This window comes from Lewinella cohaerens DSM 23179 (genome assembly GCF_000379805.1).
Classification (GTDB): domain Bacteria; phylum Bacteroidota; class Bacteroidia; order Chitinophagales; family Saprospiraceae; genus Lewinella; species Lewinella cohaerens.
Window position 1 is genome coordinate 26,146 of record NZ_KB903562.1, and the last position, 14,134, is coordinate 40,279.

The window sequence follows — 14,134 nt, forward strand, 5'->3', positions numbered from 1 at the left end:
GAAATTTTAAAAAAAATAAAAAAGCTCCAACGTTTTCCCCTTCAGCTACGTCTGGTCTACGATTTTAGCAATGAAGCTGTCTAAGGTTTTCTGCTGTAAGTGAGCGTGAAGGCTTTAGACAACTTCAATAACAGCTAAGTGAATAGAAACAACTTACTTCATGGCTATTTACGATATAGATGTAAAATTAGACTGGTTTGGAGTCTTAAAGAGAGAACCCGCGAAAGAAAACATGTCAGATTTAGACAACATCATTACTGGGTGCTTGAAAGGCCAACGGCAAGCTCAAAAGCAAATGTACCAGAAGTTCTACAACCAAATCTTCGGCACTTGCCTACGCTACACCAAGGACCGAATGGAAGCCAAAGGCTTGGTAAATTCCGTTTTTCTCAAAGCGTTTGGTGCTCTCCAACAATACAGCCGCAAAGGTGCTTTGGGGGCTTGGTTAACACGGATTGCAATCAATGAATGCATCGACCATTGCCGTAAACAGAGCCGGTACAAGACACATTTCACAAGCTTGTCTACCGCTCCTGATGTTGCCATGAAAGAGGGTACGCTCAGTAAAATAGCGGCAAAAGACATTGTCGCCTGCATTCAACAACTAAAACCAACGAGTAGATTAGTATTCAGCATGCATAATATTGATGGTTATAAACATCATGAAATAGCGGAGAAACTGGGAATAAGTGAAGGCACCTCTCGATGGTACCTTTCTTCTGCAAAAAAAGAATTGCAGGTTCTCTTGAAAGACTACCAGCGCTAAGAATAAAGTGAATGCAAATCTTCTCTAATTATGTTTAAGCGAATTGAAATGGAAAATAATCAAGATAATAGCTGGCTAAAGATTAAATCACTGGTTAAAGACTATGAACCAGATGAATATACACCAGCAGATTGGGGTGAAATGGAAACAATACTAGAGGCGGGGTTAAAACCACCTGGCTTTTTTAATGACAAATCCTTCCCAAAACTCCTCTTGTTTTTGATCTTAGGTACATCATTGGCCTTAGTTTCGAGGGAGTATCTAGGTGTAAACCAGCACCAGACTACGGCAAAAACAAGTGCTGTAATAGACATAGAAGCCGCAAAAACAAGTACAACAATAGACATTGAAAATGCCTCGCAAGCTACGCTAGAAACAAGCGAGGTGGAGATCAATGAACAAAAGCAAGTACAAGAAGAAGCCTTAGCTGATTCAGGTAAAAAAAGTTCCTTTTATACAGCAACAGAACCTGAAAATGCAGATCGAACAGAGGACCTTATTCTTCAAAAAGAAAAAAGCCTTTCAGCAAAGAAAGCAAGTGCTGATTTGATCGAAACAGCAACTGGAAAAACACTTGAAAGTGCAGCTCCTGCCGCGCTGCTTGCAAGTCAAGAACCTGAAAATATTCAAGCCGTCGAAAAGGAGAAGGAGATATCCAACAACTCATCAGTCCTACCTATACCTACACTGGGAATGACACCTGCTTCAGAAGGAGAAAACACTACGGAGGAGATGCCCTTTTCTGATCCTAACACTCCTGACAAATGGCGCCTTGGCGTAACACTCGGCATGAGTACTACTGTTACTGATTATGAACGTAAAACAATGTCTTCTCTTCCGTTTATCGGGATTTTTGCCAGAAAAACCATTAATCCCAAGTGGGAACTTCAAGTCGAGGCACAGTTAAAGCCTGTTACCAATTACAACGTAACCCAACACTACGAAGAGGACGTGTATAGTTCTTTAGGTTTTCTGGGCACAGCAGTCGTAGAGCGGAGCTACCAAGGATACATTGCGCTAGAGCTTCCTGTAATGGTGAAATACGCAGTTACCAATCGTACCGGGTTATCTTTCGGTGTTCGCTACAGTTTTATTACACCACACGATATAGCATATAGTTCTTCGGGTTATGACCGCTATAGTGAATCCTTGTCTCTACGTGTTCCACAGAAAGGGTTTTGGAATAGTGATATTGGCCTCATAATGGGAGCGGAACACGCTTTCGGCGGCCGTTGGTTCTTGAGTATTAGGTATGCACAAGGGCTGAGAGATATCACGCCTGATAACTTGTATAACGATACCAAAACGCACCTGAATTCAGATGTACAACTTGCTGTACAGCACTATTTCTAAGCCATCAGCAAAAAAAAGAACCTTCAAAAGCCAACTATTATGAAATATCAATGCTTATATATCCTTAGTTTTCTTCTTCTCATCAGTACTTTTTCTTGTAAGAAAGACTATGAATACGAATCGGAGCTTATTCCTCCTCCATCAGAATCTGATTTCTTTGTAGAAGGAGAAATTTTTTATCAGGATGATCATTCTTATCTCATTGATTTCAAAGGTGGGGAATCGGTCAATAGTTTCTCCGATGCAACTTGGGGATCTACTTCGATGGTCAGAGAAGAAAACGACAAGAAATATATTGCATCTGGTATTCTTGCTGATGCAAGCGCTTTTCGAGTAGGAAACCTCTCTCCTATTAACCGATTGAATAGTAGTGTTGGTATTTACGTTAAAATAAGCTCAGACCGACCTGCTAGTGAAATAGATCGGAAATTTACCAAAGAAGAATTGGAAGAGCTCTTAAAGATAGGTAGAGAATATGATTTTGGAACAGCCCCAGGAGAAGTCGAAGTCGGGTATTCCGAAAGGTTCAGAAGTCAGGAAGATCAGGATTTAGTGCCTTGGAATTACTGGCGCATTGAAGGTACTTCTGCAGATGCGGACAATGAAAATAGCGCTTTCCGAATTCTCGAGATAGAACCCTATGAAGACAATGTAAGCTACTTACCTGCAAGAGGGTTTAAAGTCAAAGTCGCTTTTGATGCCGTGTTGCAAAATCGTTACTGGATATACTCTACGTTCTTTTTAGAAAATGTAGAAGGGGTCTTCTTTTTTGAATACGAGTAGTTTTTTTTAAAAAAAAAGTGGCATCTACCAATCGGTAAATGCCACTTTTTTATGCGTCAGGCGCTTATTTCTGACTTTTTCCTATCCTTGCTTATGCTTGCGAATAGCTTCGGTCAAGCGAGGTACTACATCAAAAAGATCGCCTACAACCCCGTAATCAGCAGCTTTGAAGAAAGGTGCTTCTGGGTCTTTGTTGATCACAACGATGGTTTTTGAACTGTTGACACCGGCCAAGTGCTGAATAGCACCAGAAATACCCGCGGCAATGTACAGGTTAGGACGAATAGCAATACCCGTTTGTCCAACGTGTTCGTGGTGAGGGCGCCAACCCACATCCGATACCGGACGAGAGCAGGCAGTGGTAGCGCCTAGTTCTTCCGCCAACGCTTCGATGATGCCCCAGTTTTCTGGGCCTTTCATTCCGCGACCAGCAGAAACAACCAGCTCTGCTTCAGGTAGTGGCGTTACGCCTTCCATCCGCGAAACTTCTTTCACTGTGATACGGCTTGCAGGTACCGCAATATCCAATGCACTGACAGCCACCTCTCCAGCTACTTCCACAGGAGGGATAGAATTACCTGTAACAGAGACCAGCTTGATATCAGAAGAAATGGCAATATTGGCAAATGCCTTACCCGAATATACAGGCTTGCGAACTGCAAAAACACCACCTTCGTTGGTAGGAACAGCATTAGCAGCCGGTACAGAACCAGCGTTTAATCTGGCTGCCAAGCGGCCTAAGATAGACTTGCCTGTAGAGGTATGACTCAGGATCACCACCTTAGCGCCTAATTGCTCTACTGCCGCAGCTATTACTGCTGCGTAAACCTGTCCGTCTAATTGGTTGAGGCTATCATCAGCTACCTGGTGAACTTTTGCAGCACCGTACTTTCCTAAAACACCGGCATCTTCGGCCTTGCCCAAAACAATTGCCTCACAGGCTACGCCTAATACTTCAGCAGTCTGGTAACCGTAGGTAACTGCTTCGAAAGCAGCTTTTTTGAATGTTCCGTTTACACTTTCGGCAAATACTAGAACCATGATTTTATATTTTCTTTCCCGAAGGAATATTCTTTAAATGTGTTAACCCAACAACTAAGAAGCTTAGATAACCTTAGCCTCTTCGCTCAACAAGCGTACCAGTTCATCCATGTCCTCAGGATCAACCAATTTTACGGCTGATTTCTCTGCCGGAAGGTCGTAGCTAAGTACTTGAGTATGGTTAGTGGTTTCTACAGCAGCGACAACATTAAGCGGCTTGCGTTTAGCCATCATAATACCTCGCATGTTGGGTATACGTTGTTCAGCAAGGCCTTTCGCAGCACTAAGTGCAAATGGAGTTGCTACTTCCAACGTTTCCTCGCCACCCTCGATATCACGAGTAATCGTGGCAGTATTTCCTTCTACTTCCAATTTGGTAGCGAAGGAGACAAAGGGTACATCCAACAATTCCGCAGTCATCGCTCCTACTTCCGAACCGTTGTAATCAATCGTTTCTTTACCAAAGAATACCATATCAAAGCTGTTCTCTTTGGCGTAGGCTGCAATTTGCTGAGCAACATCCAAACTGCTACCGCCATCCTTATCGATCCGTACGGCTTCGTCGGCACCAATGGCCAAGCCTTTACGAATAACAGGATCATTCGCTGCAGGGCCTACGTTGATAATCGTAACGGTTCCTGCTCCTAAAGCTTCCTTGAGCTCTAGCGCACGAACCAATGCGTACCATTCGTCGTAGGGGTTCATAATATATTGGACTCCGCTGGTATCGAGAGCGGTCTGATCACCATTAAAAGTAATCTTTGTGGTGGTCTCTGGCGTTTTACTGACGCAAACCAGTAATTTCATTTCTTATGTGGTTTTATTGAAGCACCGCAAATATAGTTAAATTGGACGCTAATCTAAAGAGAGTTAGCGAATTTTCGCTAACTTGAATTAAAACACATTTCCCGGCTATGAGTTCAGCTCGTTTAATACAATTGCTTACCTTTTATAAAGATTCTCCTAATGATCCTTTTATTCTCTTTGCACTTGCCAAGGAATACGAAGGTCTTGGCCAGCTAGAAACAGCACTCCAGCACTATCTAGAACTCAAAGAAAAGGATGCCAACTACGTAGGTCTCTATTATCATCTCGGGAAATTACATGAAGTTTTGCAGCAAGAAAAAGCAGCATGGGATACCTATTCAGAAGGGATGAAAGTCGCGAGAAAAATTGGTGATCAACACGCACTTAGTGAATTGGCAGGTGCCCGACTAAATCTTGGCGACGAGGAAGACTTTGAGTAACAACCTCTACTTTTTCTGTATATTTGCACACTAAGTATGTCTTAAGGATGAATTTATGCGTTTCACTATCTGAATCGCAACCAATTAATTTTTGGTAAGGCTAAATTATAGCCTTTAAATCCATCGTCTACATGAAATCATTTTTTACGGTATTTTTTTTAGCACTCTTCAGCATTGGCTGGAGCCAAAATTGTAATGTCACGATTGNCCTCAACCCCGAAGTCAACCTCTGTGGCCCAGGTTCAAGTGTATTGCTTCCTGTTATCTCTGGTGATTATGAATCTTTCACCTGGAGCCCCATTTCCGGCCTTGATGACCCTAATCAACTCATTACGACTGCCAATGTTACGGATTCAACGGTCTACACCCTGAGTGTTATTAGCCTTTCGGATGATAACTTGATCTCTAATGGCGATTTTAGTGCCGGTGATACGGGCTTTACCAGTGATTATATCTATGGTACTGGTGGTGGCGTAGGCTTATTGAGTAATGAAGGACAATATGCCATTGCTACCAATGCCGGAAGCACTCACAATCAATTTGCCAATTGTAACGATCACACTGGCGGCGGCAACATGATGGTCGTAAACGCCAGTGGTGATGCCAGTAATATATGGTGTCAAAATATTACGGTAGATACAGATACCGATTATTTCTTCAGCGCTTGGGTGACATCCGTCACTTCACAGAACCCTGCACAATTACAATTTTCGGTCAACGGCGTTCAATTGGGCTCTCCTTTTAACGCGAGCGCCAACACCTGCAACTGGCAGCAGTTCTCCGCAGAGTGGTCTTCTGGTACAACAACAGCAGTAGAAATCTGTGTAGTAAACACCAACTTTACCCCTGCCGGGAATGATTTCGCCCTGGATGACATTAGCTTCCAGGCTTACTGTACAACTACAGCCAGTGTTGCTATCAATGTTACCGAGTTGGTTTCAGATGTCGTTATTCCTAACCAAATTTGTGGCGCAGCTAGCACGATTGACCCTAATAACTACCTATCCGCCAACGCTGATACAGGTGGCACCTGGACATTGGACGGAAGTGCGATTAACACCTTTGATCCAGCAACTTTGGCCAATGGCGTTCATACACTGGAATACACCGTATCGACCAATAGTTGTTCCTCGTCGTCGGACGGTCAATTTACATTAGCAAGTCCTCCAGATGCAGGTTCTCCAGGAATATTTACCACTTGTATTAATCCGGGAGACTTTGCAGTCGTAGAATTGAGCACGCTGGTTACCAACGAAGACCTTGGCGGCCAGTGGGAATATTTTAGTGGCCCAAATACAGGCACGCTACTTGTTAATGGTAATGCAACACAGTTGTCCACCAGTACAGCAGGGAGCTATACCTTCATTTACACGGTAGATGGCGGTGGTGTATGCCCTAGTGACACGACTTATCAATCTTTTGATATCAACCTCAACCCTATTGCGGATCTACCTGCAACGGCAACGCTTGATTGTATTATCAGAGATATTACGCTAGTAGGAGCAAATACAAGCACTGGTAACAACATTGTTTATCAATGGTCACAGAATAACATTCCGTTCGTCAGCCAATTTGATATTAGTCTTGACGTCGATGAGCCTGGCACTTACCGCCTTATTGTCCGCGATGAAAACACGAACTGCTTCGCCGAAGCCATTACCGAGGTTGACGATTTAAGCGGAGACCTTAGTTTTTCTCTGACAACAGTTCCTGCCCCTTGTCTTGATCCTGACAATGGTACCATCTTAATTGAAAACATCATGGGAGGAACACCTCCTTTCTTAGCAAGCATAGATGGTGAAAATTTCGTAGCTGTCGACCAATTTTCTGCACTCGCACCAGGCAATTATACCGTACAACTACAAGATGCTGGTGGTTGTGAAGAAATGGAAGATGCAAATCTCTCTGAGCCTAGTAACCCTATGCTAGAGCTTCAATCAAATCAGGGAGAAGTTATCAGCTTGGGGGAATCCGTAACGATATCTGTGATAAGCAACCCTCCACTGGAACTTTTGGATACTTTGATCTGGTTCCCTCCCCTACCTGACAGCTTACAAATAAGCAATAAGCAGTGGGCTGTTCAGCCAGAATCAACGACCAATTATACCCTCCTGATTCGTGACTTAAATGGTTGTGAAGCAGAAGCATCTTTACTTGTGACCGTTCGCCCAGAGGGTGCCGTTTACATCCCTAATGCGATTTCCCCAAATGAAGACGGCACCAATGATCGGTTTGTAATCTATGACAAAGGCTCCATCGCCAATATTACGACCATGCGCATTTTTGACCGCTGGGGCGCTTTGGTTTATGAAGTCAAAGACTTGGCTCCAAACAGCTCCGACCGTGCCTGGAACGGGCGCTACAATGGAGACCTACTCCCTTCAGGCTTATACATCTACGCTGCTGAACTGGAATGGATCAATGGCACGACCAGTCAGGTCCAGGGGGAAATTTCGATTGTGCGCTAGGGGGGCTCGCTATGCTCGTGGCAGTGCTCTTCCGGTGAACCGGAATCACGGAGGTGCTTGTTTCACTCCCGTGATTTCGACTTTTAGTCGGAAGAGCACAAACCACAAACAAAGTGAGCATAAATCCTCCAACATCTATTATCTTTACAGCCTGAGAAAAGGAGATGAATAGAAGGAGCGTTCAACGTAAGCGTCCCTGAGGAAAATTGATATATGCCTTCATCGATATTAGCGCCCACCAGCTTAAGTGCCACCGAACTTGACGAATACCTCGCCCGGGGATGGCGACCATTGGGGCAAAGAATTTATACCGCTGATTTCATTCAACTAGAGTTAGGAGAAATCTTTAGTGTCGTCCCTACCCGACTGCCCTTGACTTCGCATTTGTGGAGCAAGCGTCAGCGTAAGCTCTTACGTAAGAACAATCAAATTTTCCGAGTAAAAATTCGCAGTGCCGAGATTACCCAAGAGAAACTTAGGGTGAACGAACAATACCTACTCGAAAACCCCACCAAAAGCGTTGAAGAATTACAAATTCATACAGAATTTGATGGTAGAAAAATCTTCAACACCCTGGAATGCGCCGTTTACAAGGGGGAAGAACTGGTTGCTTTCAGCTTTTTTGACGTCGGTGAAACCAGCGCTTACAGCAAAGCGGGCATCTACCACCCCGCCTATAAAGGTTATAGCTTGGGGACCTACACTATGCTATTAGAAATAGAGTGGTGTAAAGAAAACGGCCTGCAATACTACTATCCTGGTTACATATCACCAGACATTCCTTTATTTGATTACAAAACAAAGATTGGTGAGGTTGAATTCTGGAGCCTTCAATTTAGAAAATGGTTACCCTTTACATCCTTTGACAATACCAAGCACGGCCCTTTAACCTTGATTCTCGATCATACAGAGGAACTGCAGAAAGAGTTAGAGGTTTTGGATTATCGTGTACCTATGTATCAATATGTATTCTTTGAAATGCAGATGATGCAGAAAGGGATTTATAAACTTTTAGAGCAACCTTTCTTACTCCTACTGCACTGCCCATCCCCACAAAAGTGCTGGGTAGCGGTCTACAATATTGACTTAGCCGTCTACGAATGCTGGGTTTGCGATTTTAACCGAATGATTACTTTTTTTGAGCAAATTCCACAAGGGTACAAGCTTTTTCGCTATGTCCTGGAACAGCGAAAATTGTTATTCCGTACCGAAACGGTGACGGAGTTTCTCTTGAAAACAAGAGGGCTTATTTCTCCCAATCAGCAAAACCTTTCCCCACGCGAATATTAATTCCCGTGAGGTATATTATCTTTACAAATCTGAGGAACCTATCTCAACAAAAACCTGTTTCTTTGCCTGTCACACATCTGTCCTTATGAGTTTTTTTGCGGAGAAGCATTACCCTGAAGCTGTCCTGGGAAGTTCCTTGGATGAATACCTTGCCAGAGGGTGGTATCGTATGGGACAATCTATCTTTACGACTCATTTTCTTTGTTTCGGAGAGCAGCTCTATTCCGCTATTTGGATCAGATTGAATATGCAACAGCATCAATTCCGCAAAGGGCAGCGGAAACTGATGCGGAAGAACGCAGAGCGTTTTCAGATAAAATATGCACCTTTTAAGCTTACGCAAGAAAAAGAGAATTTATACCAGAAGTATAAGCAACACTTCCCTGGCTACATTGCTCGTTCTTTGCAAGAAAGCCTTCTAGACGGAGAAGAGTACAATACTTACCAGACCATTGAGAGCCAAATTTACGATGGTGACCAGCTCATCGGTCTAAGCTATTTTGATCTTGGGAAAGACAGTGTAGCGAGCATCCTTGGTATCTACGATCCCGCTTATTCCGAGTACAGTATTGGCTATTATACCATGCTATTGGAAATGGACTATTGCCGACAGCACAGTATCAAATACTATTATCCCGGCTATGTAGTCCCTGGCTACGAGCGCTTTGACTACAAACTTCGCGTCGGAGAAGTTGAATACCTTCGACTATCGACTAGCAGCTGGGAACCTTACCTTAAGTTCCAGACGGAAGAGATTCCTTTATTACAAATGGAACACCAGTTGAAGGAGGCGCAGGCAAGCTTGGCAAAAGCTAATGTTGCATCTCAACTTTACTACTACCCACTATTTGAAGCCAATTTGTTTGGGATGCTCCAAGCTACTTATCTGGACTTTCCGGTTTTCCTCAACATTGAGCCCCTCTACCCTACCCCACAGTTTCGCTACTTCCTTGTTTTTGATGTTCGTGATCAGGCGTTCAAATTACTGCGTTGCTCGAACTTCGATGACTTTCGATTTTACTTCAACGATGCTTATACCCAGGCTTTCGACCCCGCGACTTTTCTGGTAGAACTGACAGTCGTTGAACAGCTCCTTTTCAAAACCAAGCAGCTAGAAGAACTAAAATTGGTATTAACCCATAACCACGAAAAGCTGGTTTAAACCATAACAATGGAAAACAGCTCCTTAGATACCGCCTGGCGGAGAACAGCGTCTACCATCTATCAAAAACCTACTGATTCCAAGATTGTCGGATCAGTAGAATTTGATGTAACAGACCTTCATGCCTTTATTCAGCAAAAGCGTCGTGATGGACTAAAGCTTACGCCTACCCATATTTTTACGGTAGCAACGGCCCGCGCCATCGCCGAAAAGATCCCTGAAATGAATAGTTTTATCCGGCGGGGAAAAGTGGAGTTGCACCCTCAGATCGATGCGATGGTCAGCGTTTTGCTCCCCAAGGGCCAAATGGGGTCGGTCAAGTTAGAAAAAGTAGACGAACTCAGCCTTGAAGCTGCGGTGGAGCAGCTAAGAACAAAAATAAAAACGGCTCGCCAGCAGCAGGACGAAAGTGAAAAGCTAAAAAATGGTTTAGGTAACATCCCTTGGCCATTTAGAACGTGGGTTTATCGTTTGATCTATCTACTAACCATCCGCTGGGGTATCTCTTTACCGGGTTTATCTACCCACCGTTTTGGTTCTTTTGTGGTTTCCAATATAGGCAGCCTAGGGCTTGATGTCGGCTACCCTGCCCTCTTCCCGGTTGCCAATGTACCATTTGTCCTCATTTTGGGCGGAAGCCAGAAAAAACCCTGGGTCGTAGATGACGAAATCAAAATACGCACCATCATGAAAGTTGCGATAGCCATGGATCACAGGATGCTCGATGCTTCGCACGGAGGCCAATTGTTTGCGTATTTAAAGCGTATTGTCAAGCAACCAAGTTTGCTGGAGATGTAAGCTGGACGTTCGGCAAAAGTCCGTAGAAAGATGCGGGCTGCTTCGCGCCCTCAGGGTAAAGAGTAGAAGGATAGCAAACCATTAAGCATTAATTCCTAGCTTCTATTATAAAAGACGATGTTGGGAGATTTATTAACCATTTCTACTAGCTTTAGCAACTCCGAGGACCGCAGGGACGATCACCGAAGGTAAAGTCCCTCTACGCTCTACTCAAAGTGGCGATGCCATCGTCCGCGCATCCCTTTACGACTTTCGGGAAAATGCCGAAAGTTCAGCTAAGTATTTTAGAAAATCAAACAACACAAACCATGCTAAAAATAGTTGTACTCGATGGCCATACTCTTAATCCGGGAGATATAAGCTGGTCAGCTTTAGAAGCGTTGGGAGACGTTCAGATTTACCCAAGAACTGCTCCTGAATTATTACTAGAAAGAGCTGGTGAAGCAGAGGTGCTTGTGGTCAACAAACAGATTTTGGATGCGAAGACCCTCGCCAACCTACCTAAACTCCGTTTTGTAGCCGTCTCTGCCACAGGTTATAACAACGTGGACATTGCAGCAGCAAACCAAAGAGAGATTCCCGTAGCCAATGTTGCAGGTTACAGCACGCCCGCAGTGACCCAGCATGTATTTGCGCTCATCTTGGCAATGACGAGCCGTATAGGTGCCCACAATCAGTCTGTACAAGCTGGCGACTGGAGCAAAAGCCCCGATTTTGCCTATACCCTGGGCGTCATCCCCGAGTTGAGCACCCTCACCCTGGGCATATATGGCCTGGGTCGCATCGGTCAGGCGGTAGCTAAGGTGGGGCTAGCTCACGGTATGCAAGTATTGGCCCACCACAAACACCCAAAGCGTGATGCCATGGAAGGGGTGACATTCGTAAGCCTTCCTGAGTTATTTAAAAGAAGCAACATCGTGAGCCTCCATGCGCCGCTCAATCAAGACAATGAGGAGATTGTTGGCCGCCAACTCCTCAGCACCATGCCCAGCCCGTCTTACCTCATCAACACTGGCCGAGGAGGCTTGATCAACGAGCAGGAATTAGCTGCTTGCCTAAAAGAAAACATCATCACTGCTGCCGGGCTAGACGTACTGCAACAAGAACCCCCTCCGGCAGACCATCCCTTAATTGGTATACCCAATTGCATCGTCACACCACATATCGCGTGGGCCACACAGGCTGCACGCCAGCGATTGATGCAGGAGGTGGTGCTAAATATTAAGGCATTTATAGCTGGGGACGATAGGAACAGGGTCTAGATTATCTGGGGCTATGCTAGCGTTTCTCTGCACTAGGCTGTCTGGTTACTAGCGTACTCCCTCAGGCTCTACGCACTCCACTTGTAGCGCTCACTTTGCGGGTATAAATTCAAAACCTATCCGTTTACAAACGTTTACAAACAGAAGTATACGTTTATCATACGACTTGTTGCAGGTCTTGGCCTTACTATTGTGCCAAAAGTACTATGCGCTTCTCTTTAAAACGCCTCACGAATGGCCACCAACTCCTTGTCGAATGCCCTTCTGACCCTTTATTACTTGAACGATTATCTATCATACCGAATAGTAGTCCAGCCCAATACGGCGGAGGCTACCTTATCCCCAATACCGAAGAGGGACGCCAATATCTAGTGAACATACTTACGGAGGTACGTGACCATCCTCTTTTAAACCTGAAGGTTACTCGGCTGATCATCAAAATCCCCTATAATAAAGCCTTGTATCAGCTACTCATTCAGTTAGAGGGCAGAGAATGGCACCCAAAAATGAGAATATGGATGGTAACAGCAAGTAAAGACAATTGGCTTAAAATAAAAAACAGCCACCTATCGACTTACTGTCTCACCCTACTCCCCGAAAGGAACTCACCGCAAGACAAACAAATCAAAGAGCAGGTAAGCACCGTAGCAAAAATGATGGTGCCTCCCAAAACAGGTCATCAGGCATTGGTCTATGAGGCACTATTAGCAGCGGAACAACAATTACGCCTTCGACATTTTAGTTGGCGTACCATCAAAAGTTATTTAAGTCAGTTGAGAATGCTCTTTTTATTTTTTCCTTCTATGCCCCCTTCTAGCTTATCCATTAAAGAGATTAGTACTTATTTATTGGATAGAATTCAAAAAAAGAACTGGCAGCCAGCCACTCAACAACAGGCGATTTGTGCATTCAAGTTTTATTACACAACTGTATTAGAGTTAGCCTACGATTGGGATATCATCCAGCCAAGAAAAGGCCGAAAGCTACCGACGGTATTGAGTCAGGGAGAAGTCATCCGCCTGCTAGAGGCCGTTTCCAACCTTAAGCACCGTTGTATTCTCATGTTGATCTATTCCGGGGGGCTCCGTTTAAGTGAGTTGACCAACCTTCAGTTGAAAGACATCAATTATGATCGTCGCCAAGTATTTATTGATTCAGGAAAAGGCAAAAGAGACCGTTACACCCTCCTTTCCGAAAATTGCCTCCAGGCATTGCAGACCTACCTAAAGAAATACCAACCCAAACTTTGGCTATTTGAAGGGCAGGACGGAGGCCAATACAGTAATCGTAGTGTACAAGCTATACTGCGGCGAGCAGTTGTAGCATCGGGTATCAATCCACGCACCACTGTTCACACGTTACGCCATAGTTTTGCGACCCACCTTTTGGAACAAGGCGTGGACCTTCGTTACATTCAAGATTTGCTTGGTCATGCCTCTAGTAAGACGACAGAGATTTACACCCACATCACCAGTAGTGCTACCGATAAGATCGTAAGCCCCCTAGATGCAATTCTTGGCCCACCCGAGGACAAGAAAGAGTAATTTCACTGCGCAATTTGCTACTTATCTTCAATGCGCAGTTTGTTACTTATGCGCAATAATTTATTTTTGAGGATTGCTTAGCCGCAACCAAAATATGCGTATTTTACCCACACAGGGGGTACACTATACACAACAGAAGCGACGCACATAGGGGGATTAAGTGCAATGCGGGTAATGTGAGTTGTGTGCCATACCAACAAAAATGGAAGCTTTGATAAAGCCGCCCGACTCTAGTTGTAAAAGGAATTAATTTGGAGGAGAAATTGCTTGCTTAGGGGTTCGTGAAACCGAATCATGTTGACAAGCGATCAATTGATAACAAGTGATCAGCGAGTAGACTAACAAAAGATTGAAGTATTAACTTCAAAGCTTTTAGTAGCCTAAGCTTGCAAGGATGCAAGAGCTACGCTTGTCAACATG

Annotated in this window: 12 protein-coding genes; 10 read left to right on the plus strand and 2 right to left on the minus strand. The window is 44.3% G+C overall.

The window, feature by feature from the left end; genetic code table 11:
* The first annotated feature begins 160 nt into the window (after positions 1-160).
* Genes A3EU_RS0121065 through A3EU_RS0121075 form a run of 3 tightly spaced genes read left to right on the plus strand, consistent with a single transcriptional unit; the run spans position 161 to position 2,902 of the window.
* Positions 161-766, plus strand: coding sequence for an RNA polymerase sigma factor (locus A3EU_RS0121065; protein WP_020538182.1), 606 nt, complete (start codon positions 161-163; stop codon positions 764-766).
* Between the two features lie 30 nt (positions 767-796).
* Positions 797-2,119 (plus strand): porin family protein, encoded by a 1,323-nt coding sequence (locus A3EU_RS0121070; RefSeq protein WP_020538183.1) that lies wholly within the window; start codon positions 797-799, stop codon positions 2,117-2,119.
* A gap of 39 nt (positions 2,120-2,158) precedes the next feature.
* A complete protein-coding gene (locus A3EU_RS0121075) occupies positions 2,159-2,902 on the plus strand; it encodes a hypothetical protein (RefSeq protein WP_020538184.1) in 744 nt (247 codons plus the stop codon).
* An 81-nt stretch (positions 2,903-2,983) separates the two neighbouring features.
* Here the strand turns inward: A3EU_RS0121075 and A3EU_RS0121080 are convergent, their stop codons facing one another.
* Positions 2,984-3,943 (minus strand): electron transfer flavoprotein subunit alpha/FixB family protein, encoded by a 960-nt coding sequence (locus A3EU_RS0121080; protein WP_020538185.1) that lies wholly within the window; start codon positions 3,941-3,943, stop codon positions 2,984-2,986.
* A 63-nt stretch (positions 3,944-4,006) separates the two neighbouring features.
* On the minus strand, positions 4,007-4,750 hold the full coding sequence (locus A3EU_RS0121085) for an electron transfer flavoprotein subunit beta/FixA family protein (protein ID WP_020538186.1): 744 nt from the start codon (positions 4,748-4,750) through the stop codon (positions 4,007-4,009).
* A 107-nt stretch (positions 4,751-4,857) separates the two neighbouring features.
* Here A3EU_RS0121085 and A3EU_RS0121090 point away from each other — a divergent pair, with 107 nt between their 5' ends.
* The 7 genes from A3EU_RS0121090 (at position 4,858) to A3EU_RS31290 (ending at position 13,714) form a co-directional block, all read left to right on the plus strand.
* The gene (locus A3EU_RS0121090) at positions 4,858-5,190 is read left to right on the plus strand and encodes a hypothetical protein (protein WP_020538187.1); all 333 of its coding nucleotides are present in this window, start codon (positions 4,858-4,860) and stop codon (positions 5,188-5,190) included.
* Positions 5,191-7,112: 1,922 nt separating this feature from the next.
* On the plus strand, positions 7,113-7,658 hold the full coding sequence (locus A3EU_RS35585; RefSeq protein ID WP_425412723.1) for a T9SS type B sorting domain-containing protein: 546 nt from the start codon (positions 7,113-7,115) through the stop codon (positions 7,656-7,658).
* Between the two features lie 213 nt (positions 7,659-7,871).
* The gene (locus tag A3EU_RS33140; RefSeq protein WP_020538189.1) at positions 7,872-8,948 is read left to right on the plus strand and encodes a GNAT family N-acetyltransferase; all 1,077 of its coding nucleotides are present in this window, start codon (positions 7,872-7,874) and stop codon (positions 8,946-8,948) included.
* 85 nt (positions 8,949-9,033) lie between these two features.
* Positions 9,034-10,110, plus strand: a complete 1,077-nt coding sequence (locus A3EU_RS0121105; protein ID WP_020538190.1) for a GNAT family protein — start codon at positions 9,034-9,036, stop codon at positions 10,108-10,110.
* A 9-nt stretch (positions 10,111-10,119) separates the two neighbouring features.
* Complete coding sequence (locus A3EU_RS0121110) at positions 10,120-10,908, plus strand: 2-oxo acid dehydrogenase subunit E2 (RefSeq protein WP_020538191.1); 789 nt, start codon at positions 10,120-10,122, stop codon at positions 10,906-10,908.
* A 308-nt stretch (positions 10,909-11,216) separates the two neighbouring features.
* Positions 11,217-12,170 (plus strand): D-2-hydroxyacid dehydrogenase, encoded by a 954-nt coding sequence (locus A3EU_RS0121115; protein ID WP_020538192.1) that lies wholly within the window; start codon positions 11,217-11,219, stop codon positions 12,168-12,170.
* Between the two features lie 206 nt (positions 12,171-12,376).
* Positions 12,377-13,714, plus strand: coding sequence for a tyrosine-type recombinase/integrase (locus tag A3EU_RS31290; protein ID WP_020538193.1), 1,338 nt, complete (start codon positions 12,377-12,379; stop codon positions 13,712-13,714).
* Positions 13,715-14,134 lie beyond the last annotated feature (420 nt).